This is a genomic window from Leclercia sp. G3L (genome assembly GCF_021117075.1).
Taxonomy (GTDB): Bacteria; Pseudomonadota; Gammaproteobacteria; order Enterobacterales; family Enterobacteriaceae; genus Enterobacter; species Enterobacter adecarboxylatus_C.
On the sequence record NZ_CP088265.1, the window covers coordinates 496,990 to 516,505 of the forward strand.

21 protein-coding genes, 3 tRNA genes and 2 pseudogenes are annotated in these 19,516 nt (G+C 55.2%); 14 read left to right on the forward strand and 12 right to left on the reverse strand.

What is annotated here, in order from left to right; translation table 11 throughout:
* Nucleotides 1-62: 62 nt before the first annotated feature.
* From LRS40_RS03740 to LRS40_RS03765, 6 genes are all read right to left on the reverse strand, one after another.
* Entirely contained in the window at nt 63-224 is a 162-nt protein-coding gene (locus LRS40_RS03740; protein WP_002887716.1) for a DUF1328 domain-containing protein, read from the reverse strand.
* Between the two features lie 124 nt (nt 225-348).
* Nucleotides 349-966 carry a molecular chaperone OsmY gene (osmY, locus tag LRS40_RS03745; RefSeq protein WP_142488148.1) on the reverse strand — a complete coding sequence of 206 codons (618 nt, stop codon included), beginning with the start codon at nt 964-966 and terminating at the stop codon, nt 349-351.
* A gap of 304 nt (nt 967-1,270) precedes the next feature.
* Complete coding sequence (prfC, locus tag LRS40_RS03750; protein WP_142488147.1) at nt 1,271-2,860, reverse strand: peptide chain release factor 3; 1,590 nt, start codon at nt 2,858-2,860, stop codon at nt 1,271-1,273.
* Between the two features lie 90 nt (nt 2,861-2,950).
* The gene (gene yjjG / locus LRS40_RS03755) at nt 2,951-3,628 is read right to left on the reverse strand and encodes a pyrimidine 5'-nucleotidase (RefSeq protein ID WP_231313115.1); all 678 of its coding nucleotides are present in this window, start codon (nt 3,626-3,628) and stop codon (nt 2,951-2,953) included.
* A 17-nt stretch (nt 3,629-3,645) separates the two neighbouring features.
* Nucleotides 3,646-4,089 (reverse strand): ribosomal protein S18-alanine N-acetyltransferase, encoded by a 444-nt coding sequence (rimI, locus tag LRS40_RS03760; protein WP_156262867.1) that lies wholly within the window; start codon nt 4,087-4,089, stop codon nt 3,646-3,648.
* Entirely contained in the window at nt 4,058-4,471 is a 414-nt protein-coding gene (locus LRS40_RS03765) for a DNA polymerase III subunit psi (RefSeq protein ID WP_142488144.1), read from the reverse strand. The genes rimI and LRS40_RS03765 overlap by 32 nt, the downstream gene beginning before the upstream one ends.
* Nucleotides 4,472-4,573: 102 nt before the next feature.
* Here LRS40_RS03765 and rsmC point away from each other — a divergent pair, with 102 nt between their 5' ends.
* From rsmC to LRS40_RS03785, 4 genes are all read left to right on the forward strand, one after another.
* Nucleotides 4,574-5,602 carry a 16S rRNA (guanine(1207)-N(2))-methyltransferase RsmC gene (rsmC, locus tag LRS40_RS03770; protein WP_142488143.1) on the forward strand — a complete coding sequence of 343 codons (1,029 nt, stop codon included), beginning with the start codon at nt 4,574-4,576 and terminating at the stop codon, nt 5,600-5,602.
* Between the two features lie 140 nt (nt 5,603-5,742).
* Nucleotides 5,743-5,828: transfer RNA gene (locus LRS40_RS03775), tRNA-Leu, on the forward strand.
* Between the two features lie 29 nt (nt 5,829-5,857).
* A tRNA-Leu gene (locus tag LRS40_RS03780) sits at nt 5,858-5,943 on the forward strand.
* Between the two features lie 32 nt (nt 5,944-5,975).
* Nucleotides 5,976-6,061, forward strand: a tRNA-Leu gene (locus tag LRS40_RS03785).
* A 39-nt stretch (nt 6,062-6,100) separates the two neighbouring features.
* Here the strand turns inward: LRS40_RS03785 and LRS40_RS03790 are convergent.
* On the reverse strand, nt 6,101-6,331 hold the full coding sequence (locus LRS40_RS03790; protein ID WP_156262866.1) for a DUF1435 domain-containing protein: 231 nt from the start codon (nt 6,329-6,331) through the stop codon (nt 6,101-6,103).
* Between the two features lie 156 nt (nt 6,332-6,487).
* On the opposite strand from LRS40_RS03790, the gene fhuF reads away from it, so the two are divergent.
* On the forward strand, nt 6,488-7,276 hold the full coding sequence (gene fhuF, locus LRS40_RS03795; protein WP_231313116.1) for a siderophore-iron reductase FhuF: 789 nt from the start codon (nt 6,488-6,490) through the stop codon (nt 7,274-7,276).
* A 60-nt stretch (nt 7,277-7,336) separates the two neighbouring features.
* Here fhuF and LRS40_RS03800 read toward each other — a convergent pair whose 3' ends face one another.
* Entirely contained in the window at nt 7,337-8,680 is a 1,344-nt protein-coding gene (locus LRS40_RS03800) for a PTS sugar transporter subunit IIC (RefSeq protein ID WP_142488140.1), read from the reverse strand.
* A 328-nt stretch (nt 8,681-9,008) separates the two neighbouring features.
* Between LRS40_RS03800 and LRS40_RS03805 the strand changes: the two genes are divergently transcribed.
* Nucleotides 9,009-9,467, forward strand: coding sequence for a YbaK/EbsC family protein (locus LRS40_RS03805; protein ID WP_142488139.1), 459 nt, complete (start codon nt 9,009-9,011; stop codon nt 9,465-9,467).
* 44 nt (nt 9,468-9,511) lie between these two features.
* On the opposite strand, the gene bglJ is transcribed toward LRS40_RS03805, so the two are convergent.
* The 4 genes and pseudogenes from bglJ to LRS40_RS03825 all read right to left on the reverse strand — a co-directional run bounded on the left by bglJ (nt 9,512) and on the right by LRS40_RS03825 (nt 12,366).
* Nucleotides 9,512-10,147: a DNA-binding transcriptional activator BglJ gene (gene bglJ, locus LRS40_RS03810; RefSeq protein WP_142490054.1), complete on the reverse strand. Its 636-nt coding sequence runs from the start codon at nt 10,145-10,147 to the stop codon at nt 9,512-9,514.
* Nucleotides 10,147-10,320, reverse strand: a pseudogene (locus LRS40_RS03815) (DNA-binding response regulator); the annotation flags it as partial. The pseudogene LRS40_RS03815 and the gene bglJ, both read right to left, overlap by 1 nt.
* Nucleotides 10,321-10,359: 39 nt before the next feature.
* Nucleotides 10,360-11,566 (reverse strand): annotated as a pseudogene (locus tag LRS40_RS03820) (IS3 family transposase).
* Nucleotides 11,567-11,666: 100 nt separating this feature from the next.
* A protein-coding gene (locus tag LRS40_RS03825) for an IS1-like element IS1B family transposase (RefSeq protein WP_001390281.1) occupies nt 11,667-12,366 on the reverse strand; the annotation gives its coding sequence in 2 pieces (ribosomal slippage) (nt 11,667-12,125 and nt 12,127-12,366; 699 coding nt in all).
* 229 nt (nt 12,367-12,595) lie between these two features.
* Between LRS40_RS03825 and LRS40_RS03830 the strand changes: the two genes are divergently transcribed.
* The 8 genes from LRS40_RS03830 to opgB all read left to right on the forward strand — a co-directional run bounded on the left by LRS40_RS03830 (nt 12,596) and on the right by opgB (nt 19,483).
* Nucleotides 12,596-13,372 carry a threonine/serine exporter ThrE family protein gene (locus LRS40_RS03830; RefSeq protein ID WP_142488138.1) on the forward strand — a complete coding sequence of 259 codons (777 nt, stop codon included), beginning with the start codon at nt 12,596-12,598 and terminating at the stop codon, nt 13,370-13,372.
* Nucleotides 13,363-13,836 carry a threonine/serine exporter gene (locus LRS40_RS03835; RefSeq protein ID WP_156262865.1) on the forward strand — a complete coding sequence of 158 codons (474 nt, stop codon included), beginning with the start codon at nt 13,363-13,365 and terminating at the stop codon, nt 13,834-13,836. The genes LRS40_RS03830 and LRS40_RS03835 overlap by 10 nt, the downstream gene beginning before the upstream one ends.
* Nucleotides 13,837-13,902: 66 nt before the next feature.
* Nucleotides 13,903-14,544 carry a TetR family transcriptional regulator gene (locus tag LRS40_RS03840; RefSeq protein WP_142488136.1) on the forward strand — a complete coding sequence of 214 codons (642 nt, stop codon included), beginning with the start codon at nt 13,903-13,905 and terminating at the stop codon, nt 14,542-14,544.
* A gap of 32 nt (nt 14,545-14,576) precedes the next feature.
* Nucleotides 14,577-15,005, forward strand: a complete 429-nt coding sequence (locus LRS40_RS03845) for an organic hydroperoxide resistance protein (protein ID WP_142488135.1) — start codon at nt 14,577-14,579, stop codon at nt 15,003-15,005.
* 105 nt (nt 15,006-15,110) lie between these two features.
* A complete protein-coding gene (dnaT, locus tag LRS40_RS03850; protein WP_231313117.1) occupies nt 15,111-15,650 on the forward strand; it encodes a primosomal protein DnaT in 540 nt (179 codons plus the stop codon).
* 1 nt (nt 15,651) lies between these two features.
* Nucleotides 15,652-16,389 carry a DNA replication protein DnaC gene (dnaC, locus tag LRS40_RS03855; protein ID WP_156262863.1) on the forward strand — a complete coding sequence of 246 codons (738 nt, stop codon included), beginning with the start codon at nt 15,652-15,654 and terminating at the stop codon, nt 16,387-16,389.
* An 84-nt stretch (nt 16,390-16,473) separates the two neighbouring features.
* The gene (locus LRS40_RS03860) at nt 16,474-16,980 is read left to right on the forward strand and encodes a DUF2501 domain-containing protein (RefSeq protein ID WP_156262862.1); all 507 of its coding nucleotides are present in this window, start codon (nt 16,474-16,476) and stop codon (nt 16,978-16,980) included.
* 211 nt (nt 16,981-17,191) lie between these two features.
* Nucleotides 17,192-19,483 (forward strand): phosphatidylglycerol--membrane-oligosaccharide glycerophosphotransferase, encoded by a 2,292-nt coding sequence (gene opgB, locus LRS40_RS03865; protein ID WP_231313118.1) that lies wholly within the window; start codon nt 17,192-17,194, stop codon nt 19,481-19,483.
* Nucleotides 19,484-19,516: the final 33 nt, after the last annotated feature.

Here is a 19,516-nt window from a genome sequence, read left to right on the forward strand (position 1 = left end):
AGCCATAAAAAAAGGCTCATGCTGTGCATGAGCCTTTTTCGTCAACGTACCCATAACCTGAGCTATGGACGACGGCGTCCGGTAAACAGGCTAACCAGGAACAGGATAATACCGACGACGAAGACAATTTTCGCCGCGCCCGCCGCTGTACCTGCCAGACCACCAAAACCCAGAGCGGCGGCAATTAACGCGATAACCAGAAAAATAATGCCCCAACGAAACATAAGACTCTCCTTAACCATAGTTAATGTCGACCGCATGGTGAGCGCTCAGGTTGCTCACGGCGATATCTAAGGTGTAATTCTTATCTCGCCTTCTGGCCTCAGCCAGAAGGACGATTGTCGTGTTTTATTTAACTTTCAGATCGTTTTTAACGCTTTTCACGCCATCAATGGCTTTTGCGATGCTCTCGGCACGGTCACTTTGTGCCTTGGAATCCACCGTACCGCTCAGCTGAACCACACCGTCGGTGGTTTCAACCTTCACTTTACGTGATGGCACGATGTCATCAGCTAACAGTTTAGCTTTGATTTCGCTGGTGGTTGCAGTATCGCCGGCATAGCCTTTGGCGGACTGCTCTTTGCCGTCACGCACGTGCAGTTTGTCGCTGACGGAGGTCACACCCTCTACCTTTTTCGCCACGGCAACGGCTTTTTCAGCCTGCGCCTGGCTTTCGACAAAGCCACTCAGCGTGACCACGTTTTTCTCGGTTTCTACGGAAATATCGGTGCTCTTGATATCATCAGCGTCTACCAGTGCAGCTTTTACTTTTGCTGTGATAGAGCTGTCGTCCATGAAGTTACCGACTTTATTCATAGAGTTATCGATTTTTTCCCCTGCGGTGTTCGCTGCGGATTGCGCTTTATCCGTGGTCGTGGTTTCCGCCATTGCAGAACCGCATACCAGAGCGCTACCCATCATCACCGCCAGCAGAGTTTTCGAAATCGTCAGTTTTTTAGTATTCATCGATGTATTCCTGTGGTTTGCTCCGAATTCGAGCGTCAAACATCACGTGTAAGTAGTCTTTCATACTACCAATCAACACTCGGGCGAGATGAGAACCTTATCAACACGCATTGAGTGGAGCTTTCATCTGCGCCCGGTGTTAAACACTGAGTTAAATATAGATCACTCTCGGCGCGCTGCTTTCAGAATCGGCTAAAAAATGACCAACAAGTAACAAAAGATGATGAATTAAGAACATTCCGCAAGGGATTAAAAAGGCAGGGATTTAAGCAGAGCACGGCGGCTGCCGTGCTCTGAGAAGGGATTAGTGCTCGCGGGTTTTACGGAACTGAACGTCCGGGTAACGATCGTGTGCCAGGTTCAGGTTAACCATGGTTGGGGCGATATAGGTGAGGTTATCACCGCCATCCAGCGCCAGCTGGATCTCGTTCTTGCGCTTAAATTCTTCGAATTTCTTCACGTCAGAACACTCAACCCAGCGCGCCGTCGCCACGTTGACCGATTCGTAAATCGCTTCAACGTTGTATTCGCTCTTCAGGCGGGCTACGACCACGTCGAACTGCAGCACCCCAACGGCGCCGACAATCAGATCGTTATTGGAAATTGGACGGAACACCTGCACCGCACCCTCTTCCGACAGCTGAACCAGCCCTTTCAGCAGCTGTTTCTGCTTCAGCGGATCCCGCAGACGGATACGACGGAACAGTTCCGGCGCGAAGTTCGGAATACCGGTGAACTTCATCATCTCGCCCTGGGTGAAGGTGTCACCAATCTGGATGGTACCGTGGTTATGCAGACCAATGATGTCGCCCGGGTACGCCTCTTCTACGTGAGAACGGTCGCCGGCCATAAAGGTCAGCGCATCGGAGATCACCACGTCTTTACCGGTACGCACCTGGCGCAGCTTCATGCCCTTTTCGTACTTACCGGACACCACGCGCATAAAGGCCACGCGGTCACGGTGTTTCGGGTCCATGTTGGCCTGGATCTTAAACACGAAGCCGGTGAACTTCTCTTCGCTGGCGACCACTTCCCGGGTGTCGGTGTTACGCGGCATCGGCTGCGGCGCCCACTCCACCAGACCGTCCAGCATATGGTCGACGCCGAAGTTACCCAGCGCGGTACCGAAGAAGACCGGGGTGATTTCACCCGCGAGGAACAGATCCTGGTCAAACTCGTGAGATGCGCCTTTTACCAGCTCCAGCTCGTCACGCAGCTGCTCTGCCAGCTCATCGCCGACCGCCGCGTTCAGCTCCGGGTTATCCAGCCCTTTAACGACGCGTACTTCCTGGATGGTGTGACCTTTACCGGTCTGATACAGGTAGGTTTCGTCTTTATAGAGGTGGTAGACGCCTTTAAACAGCTTGCCGCAGCCGATTGGCCAGGTGATCGGGGCACAGGCGATCTTCAGCTCGCGCTCCACTTCGTCCATCACCTCCATCGGATCGCGGATGTCGCGGTCGAGTTTGTTCATAAAGGTAAGGATCGGCGTATCGCGCAGACGGGTCACTTCCATCAGCTTGCGGGTACGATCTTCAACGCCTTTTGCGGCATCGATAACCATCAGACAGCAGTCCACCGCCGTCAGGGTACGGTAGGTATCTTCGGAGAAGTCTTCGTGCCCCGGGGTATCGAGCAGGTTCACCAGGCAGTCGTGATACGGGAACTGCATCACGGAGGTGGTGATTGAGATACCACGCTGCTTTTCCATCTCCATCCAGTCAGATTTTGCATGCTGGCTGGAGCCACGGCCTTTTACCGTACCGGCGGTCTGGATCGCCTGTCCGAACAGCAGCACCTTTTCGGTGATGGTGGTTTTACCGGCATCCGGGTGAGAGATAATGGCAAAAGTACGGCGCTTCGCCACCTCTTGCAGATAAGGAGACAACGTCATAATAGAATCTTCTATAAAAAGCGCGGCAGCAGGCCACGCATCATGAATACGAAAATGCGGCTATTTTACCCATCAATGGGGGGCAGGCAATCAATGTTTACACAGGAGTTGCTCCAGTTCGCTCAGGGAGGCCACGGTCCAGGTCGGTTTGATTCCCTCCGACAGGGGGCGGTTGTGCGCATTCAGCCAGCAGGTAGACAGCCCGGCATTCATCCCGCCAAGGATATCGGACTCTGCCGTATCGCCCACCATCAGGACTTTTGATCGGTCAGGATTGCCCGCCTGGGCCAGCGCATAATCAAAGATTTTCGCTGCCGGTTTGGCCACGCCTACCTGTTCGGAGATCACTAATAAATCAAAATAGTCACGAAAACCGGTGCGTTCCAGGCGGATCTGCTGCAGCGCGGTAAAGCCGTTGGTGATGATCCCGAGCTTCGCCTTTCCTTTAAGGGAGGCAAGCAGCGACGCGGCGCCCGGCAGCGGGGCGCAGATTTCAGCCATCGCGTTAAGGAAAGCATGGTTCAAATCGCCAGGCGGAACGTTCAGGCGCTCGGACCAGCCCTGGAAACGTTGATGCTGCAGGTGTAACGCGGTGATCGCCCCGTTCTGGTAATCCACCCACAGCGGTTTGTTCACCATCTGGTAATCCTGGAAATCTTCAGCGGTAAAGGTCACGCTGTAGTCGAGAAACATCCGCTGTAAGCCGCCAAACGCATCGAAGGTAAACAGCGTTTCGTCAGCATCAAAGAAAATCCAGTCCCAGTTCATCGTTACAACCTTTTTAGTTATCCAAGCGGCAGAGCCATGATGATGGCGTCTTCACGTCCTTCTGCGGTGGGGTAATAGTTACGGCGGATCGTCGCCTCATTGAAGCCCAGGCTTTCATAGAGTGCGATGGCGGCGGCGTTCGAGGCCCGTACTTCCAGCCACAGCGTGAAAACGTCTCGTGCTTCCAGCTCGCGAATTAAATGTTCCAGCAGCTCTCTGCCCAGCCCACGGCGCTGAAAGGCAGGATCCACGGCGATGTTAAACAGCGTCGCCTCATCCAGAACGACCTGCGTAATGGCGAAAGCCGCCAGGGTATTATCGACATCCAGCCGATAGTTGAGGTAGCGCTCGCCCTGGTTGCTGGCAAACGTTTTTTCACTCCACGGAAAGGCGTGGGCGCGTTTTTCGATGTCAAAAGCCTGCGCTAAATCAGTCGTCGTGAGGGAAGAAATTGTGTTCATGTTCGCAGATTTGTTGCCACAGCGCGCGACGTGCCGCCGGGTTAGCGTTAAGTTCGTCCAGTACCGGGGTGGCCAGGTTGCCGCCCTCCAGCGTTATCTCTTCCATCACGCCCAGCTGCCAGCTGTTACAGCGTCCCTCAGGGGGCAGCATGGCTACGCGCTCGGGCGTCAGCTGCAGCACCTGATCGGCACTCAGCTTAAGTGCGCGCAGCACGTCGGCAATCAGCGGCTCGCTCAGCGCGGGCAGGCTCTGCGCCACCATCACCAGACGAACGTGCGCCGGAAGCGAGATGGCGATTTCGCCCTGCAAGGCCGCCGGGCGGCGCAACGCCCACTGGGTGATGCCCAGTTGCTGTAATTGCCTGTCTCGTCGGGATGCCATTGCGAAAACTCCTGTCTGTCAGGCGCGCAAATATAGCAAATGTGTCGAATCTGCGCCATCTACCTACTATAATCCCCGCCTGAGTTTATTGAGGAACAATTCATGTCTGCATTTACCCCGGCAAGTGAAGTCTTGCTGCGCCACAGTGATGATTTCGAACAAAGCCGTATTCTGTTTGCCGGAGATATGCAGGATGACCTGCCTGCCCGTTTCGAGTGCGCCGAAAGCCGCGCGCACACCCAGCAGTATCACCACTGGCAGGTGCTGAGCCGCCAGATGGGCGAGCGCGTCCGTTATAGCCTGGTAGCGGAACAGAGCGACGTGGCGGACTGCGATACGCTGATCTACTACTGGCCGAAGAACAAGCCTGAAGCCCAGTTCCAGCTGATGAACCTGCTCTCCCTGCTGCCGGTGGGCTGCGACATCTTCGTAATCGGTGAAAACCGCAGCGGCGTGCGCAGCGCCGAGCAGATGCTGGCGGAGTACGCCACGCTGAACAAAGTTGACAGCGCCCGTCGCTGTGGCCTGTACCATGGCCGGCTGGACAAAAAACCGACCTTCGACGCGGAAAAATACTGGGGCGAGTACCAGCTGGATGGCCTGACCATCAAAACGCTGCCGGGCGTCTTCAGCCGTGACGGTCTGGACGTCGGCAGCCAGCTGCTGCTCTCCACCTTCACGCCGCATACCAAAGGCAAAGTGCTGGATGTCGGCTGTGGCGCGGGCGTGCTCTCGGCCGTACTCGCCAGCCACTCACCGAAAGTGCGTTTAACCCTCACCGATGTCGGCGCGTCTGCCATTGAAGCCAGCCGCGCGACGCTTGCCGCAAACGGCATTGAGGGCGAAGTATTTGCCTCCAACGTGCTCTCCGACGTGACCGGCCGTTTCGATATGATCATCTCCAACCCGCCGTTCCATGACGGGATGGAAACCAGCCTCGAAGCGGCACAAACGCTGATCCGCACCGCAGTGCGCCATCTGAACAGCGGCGGCGAGCTGCGTATCGTGGCGAACGCCTTCCTGCCGTATCCGAAAGTGCTGGATGAAGTCTTCGGCTTCCACGAAGTGCTGGCCCAGACCGGCCGCTTTAAGATCTACCGCGCGATCATGACCCGTCAGGCGAAGAAATAACGTCTCCCTCCGGCCTGATCTGCCCGATCAGGCCATTTTTGCAACAAAAAAAACATCCAGCACAATTATCAGTTGACGAACAGCTGAAAACATCTAGAATGCGCCTCCGTGGTTGCGATACTTTTTTGTATCGTTGGTATGCGAAGGTGGCGGAATTGGTAGACGCGCTAGCTTCAGGTGTTAGTGTCCTTTGGATGTGGGGGTTCGAGTCCCCCCCCTCGCACCAACAACCATGATTGATATTGCTCGCACTGGGCGAAGGTGGCGGAATTGGTAGACGCGCTAGCTTCAGGTGTTAGTGTCCTTAGGATGTGGGGGTTCGAGTCCCCCCCCTCGCACCAACGAGGCGATATCAACAAAATAAGATGACTGTGCGAAGGTGGCGGAATTGGTAGACGCGCTAGCTTCAGGTGTTAGTGTCCTTAGGATGTGGGGGTTCGAGTCCCCCCCCTCGCACCAATTATCTTATCTCTCCTGACGTTCTCTCTTGTTATCCCTTCAGTTCAGATTCATCGCCAGAACCCACATTCCCGCAATAAGCGCTACACATGATGGCAGCAGCACAAAGTGCCGAAGTTGTTTATGCCAGATCATGGCGGATGACATCAGCAATCCCGACACGATAATCAGTTTCCAGACCGCCAGCGACAGATCGGTAAAGGCCAGCCCGGCAATCATCGCCCCCGGCAGTATCACTCCCCATCCACTCCCTAACGCTCTGCTCAACATGATCCGTCTCTCACTTCGATAATGATAACCAATATCATATGATATAATTTCTCATTTGTCAGCGTAGGACGTAATTGTGTAAAAAATCTTGCGCACGGTTTTATCTATAGTTAGGATTGGCAATCATTATCATTTAGATTTTTATCCAGCCCAATTATGGCCATACGCTCTGCACACGTCATTGAGAATGTTATCTGGCAAACCCGCCTTCCGTCCGGGCCTTCAGGGCTTGCGGATGCGGTGCGTGACGCCATTGCCGAGACGCGTGCACATATGCTGGATGTCATCAAGCTGGATGAGCCCCCTCCGCATCACGCCCTGACGCTGGCGCAGTGGCAACGCCCTGCTGAACTGCAGTCGTTGCTGGCGACCTACTCCGATCATATCTACCGCAATCAACCGACGCTGGCGCGCGAGAATAAGCCGCTGCTGTCGCTGTGGGCGCAATGGTATATCGGGCTGATGGTGCCGCCGATGATGCTGGCCCTGCTTACCCAGGATGTGGCGCTGGATCTCTCCCCTGAACATTTCCACGTTGAGTTTCACGAAACCGGGCGCGCCGCCTGCTTCTGGATCGACGTCCAGGAAGACAGCCACACAACCTCGCTTTCTGCGCAGCAAAGAATAGAGGTGCTGATTACCCGGGCACTGATCCCGGTGGTTGAGGCGCTGGAAGAGACGGGTGAGATCAACGGCAAACTTATCTGGAGCAATACCGGGTATTTAATTCACTGGTATCTGAACGAAATGAAAACCCTGCTGGGTGATGAGAAGGTCGACGCGCTGCGCCAGGCCATTTTCTTCGCTCGTCAGCTGTCGGATGGACGTGATAACCCGCTTTACCGCACTGTGGTTCCGCGCGACGGGCTGCTGGTGCGCCGCACCTGCTGTCAGCGCTATCGCCTGCCGGATGTTCAGCAATGCGGCGACTGCACGCTTAAATAGTTCCGTGCGGGCTTGAGGGCACACACTAAAACGGCAACCTGGGTTGCCGTTTCGCTTTTATTACGCCACCTGCTGACTTTCCTCTTCGGCACGCTGGGCCTCTTCAGCCTCCTGCGCCAGCAGCTGCTTCTCGTACACTTTAAAGAACGGGTAGTAGATGATGGCGGAGACCAGGGCTAACAGTACCACCAGTACCGCCGCACGGAAATCCCAGCCCAACGCCCATGCCGCACCCACCGGTGCAGGCGCCGTCCACGGCACCACGGAGATCACGCGGCCAATCAGATCCAGCTTCATCGCGGCCCACGCCAGCACCGCATTCACCATCGGAGCCAGCAGGAACGGAATGAAGAACACCGGGTTCATCACGATCGGCGTACCAAAGATCACCGGCTCGTTAATGTTGAAAATACTCGGCACCACGCTCAGACGGCCAATCGAACGCAGGTGCGCCGAGCGGCTGCGCAGGTAGCAGAACACCAGCCCCATTGTTGCTCCGGAGCCGCCAATCACAATGAAGAAGGTCCAGAACGCCTCCATAAAGATGTGCGGCAGCGGCGCGCTCTGCGCCAGCGCGGTCTGGTTCATCCCGAGGTTAGTCAGCCAGAACATCTGCAGCATCCCGGAGACAATCGCCGCCCCGTGAATGCCTGCAAACCACAGCAGATGACCAATCAGCACCGCCAGCAGGATCGCCGGCAGGGAGTCCGCTGCGGAGACCAGCGGCTTAAAGATGGCCATAATCGCCTGCGGGATCAGCATGCCAAACTCAGACTGGATGAAGAGGCTCAGCGGATAAAGGGTTAACACCACTACCAGCACCGGAATCAGCAGATCGAAGGAGTTTTTGATCATCGGCGGCACCTGATCGGGCAGGCGGATACCGATATTGTGCGCCTTCAGAAAACGCATCATCTCCACACAATAGATCGCCACCAGAATGGCGGTGAAGATCCCCGTCCCACCGAGGCTGTCTACCGGCAATGCACCTTTGGTTTTTGGCGCAGCAATCAGCAGGAAGGCCATCAGCGACAGCATGGCGCACATGAAGGGATCGAGCTGGTGCGACTTAACGTAGTGTTTGCCGAGGTTGTAGGCGATAGCAGCACATATATAGAGTGACATCACCCCCATCGTCATATCGAAGGGGGTCAGGATCTGGCCTTCAAACTGTTTCGCCATATCCAGCCAGGCGCGGGCAAAGCCCCAGGTGGTGTCCGGTGAAAATGGCGGGTAGGCAAAAACTAATAAGAACGAGCCGACGATCATAAACGGCATGGCGGAGATAAAACCGTCGCGGATCGCCATCACGTGACGCTGGGAAGAGATGCGTCCGGCAATGGGGCTGACATAGTTTTCAACAAAGCGGAATATCAGGTTAAACGCAGCATGGTTGGCAGACATAACGGCTCTCCTGTCAGACGATCGTTTCGGGCGCGATTACGCCGCACGGTGTTCCATATACCACTTTCACCACCTTGCTGGTTCGTATACCAGCGGTACTGCTCAAACGGATAGGTTTCATAATCGACTCTTATTATTGGATACAGGGGAAATGACGTAATCAGTATTAATCTCTGCTTCACGGTCTGCAACCGGTTACTGTAACCGGTTTCCGTGAATGTGAAGAGGATCCAGAAATCGCTGATGTTGGAGTTTTGTTACTTAGGGAATATTTACAGAGCATAATTTCTTATGACAGATTACGCAGAGTATTTTTCTGGAGGAAACAATGAGTTTGCAGTCTGTGCGCCAGTTTTTTGCTGACCATGCCCCTGACGTTGAAGTCATCGAGCTGGGTCAAAGTACCGCTACCGTTGCGCTGGCTGCCGAGGCGCATAATGTCGCGCCGGGTCAGATAGCGAAAACGCTGTCGCTGAAAATTAAAGATGAGGTGATTCTGGTTGTTGCCAAAGGTGACGCGCGCCTGGATAACAAAAAGCTGAAGCAGACGTTTGGGGCGAAAGCCCGCATGCTGAGCAGCGATGAAGTGGTGACGATTACCGGACATCCCGTTGGCGGCGTATGCCCTTTCGGGCTGGAAAATCCGCTGGCGATCTACTGCGATGTTTCGCTCAGGGAGTATGCCGAAGTCCTGCCCGCCGCAGGTGCCATTCACAGCGCGGTGCGCATCTCCCCACAGAGAATGGCCGAGCTCACTAAAGCAACCTGGGTGGACGTCTGTCAGTAAAATCCGAGCCAGATCCAGGTCTGGCGCGGGCGGGAGATCCTGGATCAGGACTGAAGTGCAGAGAGGAAGCGTGGTGTCCGGTGATCCGGTACCGGGAAATGCGTCAGAATATCGGCCGCATCCAGTAACCCCACGTCGGAGTGCACGCCAAGTTTCATCATGGCATTAAATTTATGCGCACGAATAGTTTTGATGTTGCGTTCCAGTCGGGTGGCAATTTCCTGGATGGAAAAGCCACACGACATAAATTGCAAAATGGCGCGTTCGGTCGGGCTTAGCAACCGTCCGCGATGAATGTTCCAGTGATTGCTTATGCTGTCATTCACCCGTCGGGTCTCATTCAACAATTTACCCAGCTGCTCCTGTAGAGCGGCCAGCGGATCGGATTTGAGAACGATCCCGTGCAGACGTGAAGGGGAAAGCTGATTCATCAGGCTCGCTTCTCGCGCGTCTGAGGCCAGTACAATTCGCTGAATCATACCGTGGGTGGCAGCCACCTCCTTGAGACACACCAGACAGTTGCGCCGCTCTTCTCGCTCATCAGAGAGTGAATAAATCAGCGATGAATACGGGACAAAATTAAGTGTGGACTGAAAACTGGCGATGTTACTAAACAGATGTATTTCGTAGCCATTAAGTGATGGGTTGGCAAAAAGATGCTTCAACCCCATAGCACTCATCATGCACTTTTCGACGATAGCGATATGTCTTTTTGTAGCGCTCTTTTCCATTCGTCTTGCTCTCCATAGGCTGAGAATAAACTCAGCTCTTTCATTCCCTTGGTGCTATTAATCCACGCATACATTTCGGCATTACTGGTTAAGGAGAGTCGTCTCATCGCGCTATTTTTTTGCGTGATCTTGACCCGCCATCTCCGGACAGCTTTTGTATCTTAAGTTAACGATGTCCGCTGCCGCCGATATTCCCTCGGGGAGTGATATCCCAGCGCGCTGTGCGGGTGGTTTTCATTGTAATGTGTGAACGCTGCTGCAAGGTTTCGCAGGGCTGTTCTCACATCTGGTTTTGCCATGAACGCGATATAGTCTTCCTTCATCGTCTTCACGAACCGTTCGGCCATGCCATTGCTCTGCGGGCTGCTCACCGCTGTTGTACACGGCTCCAGATTCAGCTCTCTGGCGAACCTCCGCGTTTCATGCGCGGTATATGCTGAACCGTTATCCGTCAGCCATTGAACCGGTGTGGTCGGCAGCCCGTCGCCGAAGCGCTTTTCCACCGACCTCAGCATCACATCCTGCACCGTCGAACTGTCGTAGCCTCCTGTGCTCGCTGCCCAGTCTATGGCTTCTCTGTCGCAGCAGTCCAGCGCGAACGTGACCCGCAGCTTCTCACCGTTGTCGCAGCCGAACTCGAAGCCATCTGAACACCAGCGCATATCGCTTTCTGCCACCGCGATTTTGCCCTTATGTTCACGCTTCGACCGCTCTGGTTTGTCATGCAGTAACAGCAGATTATGCTCGCTCATAAGCCGGTAAAGCCGTTTGGCGTTCACGGGGGCAGTCCCTCTGTACGACGTTGCGTACGCAGGATGCCCCACACACGGCGATAGCCGTAACTGGGCATATCGCTGATGATATCGAGGATCTCTGACAGTATTTCAGCGTCTGCTTCGTCATCACGCCGGTTACAGCGCCTGTCCTGCCAGTCGGCAGAACGGTTAATTCGCAGTGACAGCTGCGCACGCGACACGCCCATGGTGCGGCTGACCAGGGCTATTCCCCGTCCTTTGGCAACAAGGGCGCGTGCGCTATCCATTTTCGCGACTGAGCGTACTCCACGGCTTCTTTCAGGATCTCAACTTCCATCGTCTTCTTGCCCAGCAGGCGCTGAAGCTCCCGGACCTGCTTCAGAGCAGCAGTAAGCTCAGAAGCTGGAACAACTTCTTCTCCGGCCGCAACGGCGGTGAGGCTGCCTTCCTGATATTGCTTCTTCCACTTAAACAGCAGGCTGGGCTGGATGCCATGCAGGCGGGCGACATGGGAGACATTCATGCCCGGCTCCATCGTCTGCTGGATAATGGCGATCTTCTCCTGAGGAGTTTTACGTTTACGGACTTCTTGTCCTAACAGGATCCCGGTCATCTCAAAATTGGCGTTAGTGTTAGACATATATTCAAGCCTATCTCTTATCTGGAGATACAGCTACTGTCTGGTGTTTCAGGGGGCTGGTAATGACTCCAACTTATTGATAGTGTTTTATGTTCAGATAATGCCCGATGACTTTGTCATGCAGCTCCACCGATTTTGAGAACGACAGCGACTTCCGTCCCAGCCGTGCCAGGTGCTGCCTCAGATTCAGGTTATGCCGCTCAATTCGCTGCGTATATCGCTTGCTGATTACGTGCAGCTTTCCCTTCAGGCGGGATTCATACAGCGGCCAGCCATCCGTCATCCATATCACCACGTCAAAGGGTGACAGCAGGCTCATAAGACGCCCCAGCGTCGCCATAGTGCGTTCACCGAATACGTGCGCAACAACCGTCTTCCGGAGCCTGTCATACGCGTAAAACAGCCAGCGCTGGCGCGATTTAGCCCCGACGTATCCCCACTGTTCGTCCATTTCCGCGCAGACGATGACGTCACTGCCCGGCTGTATGCGCGAGGTTACCGACTGCGGCCTGAGTTTTTTTAAATGGCGGAAAAATCGTGTTGAGGCCAACGCCCATAATGCGGGCGGTTGCCCGGCATCCAACGCCATTCATGGCCATATCAATGATTTTCTGGTGCGTACCGGGTTGAGAAGCGGTGTAAGTGAACTGCAGTTGCCATGTTTTACGGCAGTGAGAGCAGAGATAGCGCTGATGTCCGGCAGTGCTTTTGCCGTTACGCACCACCCCGTCAGTAGCTGAACAGGAGGGACAGCTGATAGAAACAGAAGCCACTGGAGCACCTCAAAAACACCATCATACACTAAATCAGTAAGTTGGCAGCATCACCAATATATTAATATAAAAAGCATAGAGATTAATAATTATTGAGGCTGTTTTTCACTAATACAGCGAGCACGAATCTGCTTAAACCTTGATCTGACCCAGAGCAAGCGACACCGGGTTGTGTGCTAAAAGTAGACATCAGGATCATCCAATCGTCACTCTCTCCTCAGGGCAACAGATGCAGGCAGATCAATCATCACAACGCGCCGCCACGCGACTGTGTATTCAGTGCGGCCTTTTTTTATTGCAGCACGGCGCAGAAAGCGCCCTGGTCGAGGAGCTCTCCACCCGTCTGGGGCTGGCGCTGGGCATGGACAGCGTGGAGAGTTCAATCTCATCCAATGCCATCGTGCTGACCACCATTAAAGCGGGCCAGTGTCTGACCTCAACGCGCAAAAACCACGATCGCGGGATCAACATGCACGTGGTGACCGAAGTGCAGCACATCGTCATTATGGCGGAACATAAGCTGCTGGATGCGCAGGGGATCGAAAAACGCTTCAGCCAAATCAAGCCGCTACGCTATCCGCGCTGGCTGGTCGTGCTGATGGTCGGTCTCTCCTGCGCCTGCTTCTGCAAACTCAATAATGGCGGCTGGGACGGCGCCTTTATTACCTTTATCGCCAGCTTCCTCGCCATGTATGTACGCCAGCTACTGACGCACCGGCATTTGCACCCGCAAATTAATTTCTGCATTACCGCCTTTGTCGCGACAACGGTTTCCGGTTTGTTGCTGCGGATACCCGCCTTCACCAGCACGCCGACCATCGCCATGGCCGCCAGCGTGCTGCTGCTGGTGCCGGGATTTCCGCTGATTAATGCCGTGGCCGATATGTTTAAAGGGCACATCAATACCGGCCTGGCGCGCTGGGCGATTGCCAGTTTACTGACGCTCGCCACCTGTATCGGGGTGGTGATGGCCATGACCTTATGGGGGCTCCGCGGATGGGCGTGATCGATTTTCTGTGGGCGCTGGCCCAGGACATGATGCTGTCGGCCATCCCGGCAGTGGGGTTTGCCATGGTGTTTAACGTCCCCCGCCGCGCGCTGCCGTGGTGTGCACTGTTGGGGGCGATAGGGCATGGCTCGCGCATGGCGATGATGACCGCCGGGCTGAATATCGAATGGTCGACCTTTATGGCCTCAATGCTGGTCGGCAGCATCGGGATCCAGTGGTCGCGCTGGTATCTGGCCCACCCCAAGGTCTTTACCGTCGCCGCGGTCATTCCGATGTTTCCGGGCATTTCGGCCTATACCGCGATGATTTCGGCGGTAAAAATCAGCCATTTTGGCTACAGCGAAGCGCAGATGATCATGCTGTTAACCAACTTCCTGAAAGCCTCGTCGATTGTCGGCGCGCTCTCCATCGGGCTGTCGATCCCCGGGCTCTGGCTCTACCGCAAGCGCCCCCGGGTCTGAGAGTTGTGTTATCCCGCTGGCATGGCGATAATCCTCTGTCCTCATGTGGCTAAGTAAGGAACGGATGTGTCTACCCCTGACAGCGAACACGCAGAAAACAGCGACGGATCCCGCCTGAAAGATAAAATTTTTCTCAGCGCCCTCTCGCTGTTTGCCGAGTACGGACTGAACGGCGCGCGCATGGAGCAGATTGCCGAGAAGGCAGGCACCACCAAACGCATGGTGGTGTATCACTTTAAAACCAAAGAAAACCTCTATTTGCTGGTGCTGGAGTATGTTTACACCCAGATCCGCGCCAGTGAAAAGCAGCTCAGTCTGGATGCGCTGCCGCCGGTTGAAGCCCTGGTACATCTGGTCGAAACCACCTTTGATTATCATGCTGACCACCCGGACTACATCCGTATTATCTGCATGGAGAACATGCAGCGCGGGCGGTTTATGCAGCAGTCGGCGCTACTGCGCCAGGTGAATCGCAGCGCGCTGGATCTGCTGGAAACGATCCTTGAGCGTGGCAAAGCGAAGCAGCTGTTTAACCAGACGGTGAACGCCCGCGATTTGCACCGCCTGATCAGCAGCTTCAGCTTTCACTATGTGGCCAACAGCTACACCTTCACCCTGCTGTTTGAGGACGGGGCCGATGAGCTGGCCCAGCGTCAGCACTACCGAAAGATGGCGGTTCAGGTTGCCTTGCGTTATACCTGTCCATAGCTTGCACACAACCCTGAAATAAGGAACCTGCCATGTCTTTAGATAAAGTTGTCTATACCGCCAAAGCCAAAGCCACCGGGGGCCGTGATGGCCGCGCGACATCGTCCGATGGCGTTCTGGATGTCAAACTGGGTGTCCCCAAAGAGATGGGCGGCGCGGGCGGTGAAGTGACCAACCCGGAACAGCTCTTTGCCGCAGGCTATTCAGCCTGTTTCCTCGGCGCGATGAAATTTGTGGCTAACCGCGACAAAATCACCCTGCCGCAGGATGCCTTTATCGAAGGGGAGGTGGGGATCGGTCCGCTGCCAACCGGGTTTGGTATTGAAGCGAAACTGAATATCCACCTGCCGGGGATGGACGCCGCCGAGGCGAAAAAGCTGGTCGATGCGGCGCATATTGTCTGCCCGTACTCCAACGCCACCCGCAACAATATTGATGTGACGCTGAACATTATCTCCTGATTTTTCAGGGGGGCAGAGAGCGGTTGTCAGACCCCTGCCTGCCCCCTCCTCTCTGTGCTACCATAAGCCCATATCACGTCCGCAGTAATCCAGTAGAGAAGTATTATGTCCTCCAGAATCCTGACCACCAGCGTCACTGGCATTGATGCCTTTATGCACGATCCCCGCGGCGTGCTGGCCAATGCTGAAGGCGGTACTGTCGCCGTTTTTGCCGATAACACACCGGCTTTTTATGCGATCACGCCCCAGCGTCTGGCCCAGCTGCTGGAGCTGGAAGCGCGCCTGTCGCGCCCGACCAACGATGTCACTCTGGATACGCAATTCTTCGACGAACCCACCAGCGCGCCGGTTGCGGTGCCGATGGGCAAATTCGCCATGTATAACGGCTGGCAGCCCGACCCCGATTTTCAACGCCAGGCAGCGCTGTGGGGCATCGCCCTCACCCAGCCTGTTGCCCCAGAAGAGCTGGCCGCCTTCACCGCTTACTGGCAGGCGGAAGGGAAGGTCTTCCATCATATCCAGTGGCAGCAAAAGCTTGCGCGTAGCGTGCAGATCAACCGGGCCAGTAGCGGCGGGCCACAAAAACGCGATATTAACGCCATTTCCGAACCGGATAATCAGATCCCACCGGGATTCAGAGGGTGATATGAAAAACGTCGGTGATTTAATGAAACGGCTGCAAAAAATGATGCCAGCCAATATCAAACCCACTTTTACGACGGGCGAAGAGTTACTGGCTTGGCAAAAGGAGCAGGGAAAACTACGTTCTGAAGCGTTGACCCGTGAAAACCGCGCCATGAAAATGCAGCGCACCTTTAACCGATCCGGCATCCGTCCCCTGCATCAGAACTGCTCGTTTGATAACTACAGGGTTGAGAACGAAGGGCAAATGACAGCCCTGCAGAAAGCCCGCCAGTATGTGGAGGCATTTGACGAAAGCATCGCCAGTTTCATCTTCTCAGGCAAACCTGGAACTGGTAAAAACCATCTTGCCGCCGCCATCTGCAACGAGCTGCTGCTGCGTGGTAAATCGGTACTTATCATTACCGTGGCGGATATTATGTCCGCCATGAAAGATACTTTCGCCAACCGTGACACCAGCGAAGAACAGCTGCTTAACGATCTGAGTAACGTTGACCTGTTGGTCATTGATGAAATTGGTGTCCAGACGGAATCGCGCTACGAGAAGGTGATTATTAACCAGATCGTCGATCGTCGCTCCTCCTCCAAACGCCCGACCGGCATGCTGACTAACCATAAAATGGACGAGATGACCCGTCTCCTGGGTGAACGCGTCATGGATCGAATGCGTCTCGGCAACAGCTTATGGGTAAACTTTAACTGGGAAAGCTACCGCGACCGCGTTACCGGTAAAGAGTATTAGGATATTTTCCCGGGAAGTCGGGTGCCGCGGGGGTTTATACTGCCAGCCATTCCGCCCCGGCGGGCCATCGACAGAGTAGCCTTTATGAAAACACATTTTCTTCTCAGCGCAGCCTTAAGCGCCCTGCTGGTCACCGGCGCGGCACAGGCGGCCTCCTCCTGGCAGGATACGCTCAACAGCGCCGCCAGCCAGCTTAGCGCGGGCAACAACAGCACCAGTACCACCACATCCCAGAACGGCGGCCTCTCCCTCTCCTCGCTGACCGGACTGCTCAACAGCGGCACCGAGTCGCTCAGCGCCAGCAACATGAATAACGCGGCCGGGATCCTTGAATACTGCGCCAAAGAGAAGCTGGCCTCGATGACCGATGCCACCAATATTAAAAATCAGGTATTAGGGAAACTGGGGCTGGAAACCCCGCAAGAGCAGCAGCAGGACACCAACTATCTGGAAGGGATCCAGGGTCTGCTGAATGCGAATAACGGCGAGCAGCTTAATCTGGAAACCATCGGCAACACGCCGCTGGCGAAAAAGGTCAAAGCCCAGGCCTGTGATTTTGTCCTGAAACAGGGACTCAGCTTTATCTCCTGATCCCCCTGCGCCGCGACGAGAGTCGCGGCCTTTATACCTTCTGCATAAAGCGACGCCCGTCAAACATTGCGTTTTCTAAACCAAATCCTAACAACAGCACAATTCCGTGACACTACAATTGCAGCTAAATGGCATCGCCATTACATTGTATAACCCAAAAATTATACAGTTAGTCCGCTAACCAGCGACTGCCCTTATTGAGGATAAGTTGTTGTCAGAGTTTATTTCTGTTGCCCTGTTTATCGCCTCGGTGGTGATTTATTCCCGCAAGGCGGGCCGTAATACCTGGTGGTTTGCCGTCACCCTTCTGGTGCTGGGGCTTTTTGTCGTTTTAAACATTACTCTCTACGCCAGCGACTATTTTACCGGGGATGGTATTAACGATGCCGTCCTCTATACCCTGACCAACAGTCTGACCGGCGCTGGGGTTAGTAAGTACATACTTCCGGGTGTTGGCGTGGTGGTTGCGCTGGTGGGCGTGTTTGCCCTGCTGGGCTGGATCCTGCGCCGCCGCCGTCATCATCCGCATCACCTCGGCTACAGCCTGCTGGCGCTGGTGCTGGCGCTCGCCTCGGTGGATGCCAGCCCGGCGTTCCATCAGATCACCGAGCTGGTGAAATCGCAGTCGCGCGACGGCGATCCCGACTTTGCGGCGTATTACAAAGAGCCGGGCAAAACGATCCCCAACCCGAAACTCAACCTCGTCTATATCTATGGCGAAAGTCTTGAGCGCACCTATTTCGATAATAATGCCTTCCCGGACCTCGCCCCGGAACTGGGTGCCATTAAGAACGAAGGGATCGATTTCAGCCACACCGCACAGCTACCGGGCACCGATTACACCATCGCCGGGATGGTCGCGTCTCAGTGCGGCATCCCGCTGTTCGCGCCCTTTGAAGGCAACGCCTCGGCCTCGGTCTCCAGCTTCTTCCCGAAGAATATCTGCCTTGGCGATATCCTGAAAAATTCCGGATACGAGAACTATTTCATGCAGGGTGCCAACCTGCGCTTCGCCGGGAAAGACGTCTTCCTGCAGTCCCACGGCTTTGACCACCTGTACGGCGCAGAGGAGTTAAAAACCACCGTCGCGGACCCGGCATACCGCAACGACTGGGGCTTCTACGACGACACGGTGCTGGATGAAACCTGGAAAAAATTCGAGGAGCTGTCGCAGTCCGGTAAACGCTTCTCGCTGTTTGCCCTGACGGTAGATACCCACCACCCGGATGGCTTTATCTCCCGCACCTGCCAGCGCAAGAGCTACGCGATTGACGGTAAACCGAATCAGTCGTTCAGCGCGGTGGGCTGTAGCCAGGAGCATATCGCGGCGCTGATCGAAAAAATCAAAGCCTCGCCGTACTTTAAAAATACGGTCATTGTGGTCTCTTCCGATCATCTGGCGATGAAGAACACCGCCTGGGATGCGCTCAACAAGCAGGATCGCAGCAACCTGTTCTTTATCCTGCGTGGCGACAAACCTCAGCAGGAGGTCATGGCCGTTAAGCGCAACACTATGGATAACGGCGCAACGGTGCTGGATATTCTCGGCGGGGATAACTTTATCGGCCTCGGCCGCAGCAGCCTCTCCGGGCAGTCGCTGTCAGAGGTATTCATCAACATGAAGGACAAAATGCTGGCGTGGAAACCGGACGTTATCCGCCTGTGGAATTTCCCGAGAGAGCTGAAAGATTTCACCATCGACAGTCAGAAAAGCATGATGGCGTTCTCAGGGAGCCACTTCCGTCTGCCGCTGTTGCTGCGCGTCTCCGATAAGCGCGTCGAACCGATGCCGGAAAGCGAATACTCCGCCCCGCTGCGCTACCAGCTGGCCGACTTCGCCCCGCGGGATAACTTCGTCTGGGTCGATCGCTGCTACAAGATGGGTCAACTGTGGTCGCCGCCGCTGGCGCTCTCCACCGACTGGTGTGTTTCTCAGGGCCAGCTGGGTGGCGAGCAAACCGTGCAGCGTGTCGATAAAGCGCATTGGAAGGGCAAAACGGCCTTTAAAGATACCGTCATCAATACTGACCGGTATCAGCATAACGTTGATACGCTGAGAGTGTCCGATAACGATATTCGCTACAAAGCTGATAGCTTCATCTTTAACGTCGCCGGTGCGCCGGAAGAGGTGAAGCAGTTCAGCGGCATTTCCCGCCCGGAATCCTGGGGACGCTGGTCTAACGCCCAGCTGGGGAATGAGGTGAAAATCGAATACAACCAGCCGCTGCCGACGAAATTCGACCTGGTGATCACCGCCAAAGCCTGGGGGCCAAACGCCAATAAACCTATTCCGGTGCGGATAGGCGATAAAGAGCAAACCCTGACCCTCGGTAATGAGGTCACCACTACCACGCTGCATTTCGACAACCCGTCGCGCAGCAATACGCTGGTGATTGTGCCTCCGGCACCGGAATCTACCAACGAGGGGAATATCCTGGGTCACTCTCCGCGCCAGCTGGGGATCGGCATGGTGGAGATCAAAGTGGTGAACGCCGAAGGGTAACGAGCATTGCCCGGCGGCGCTGCGCTTGCGCGG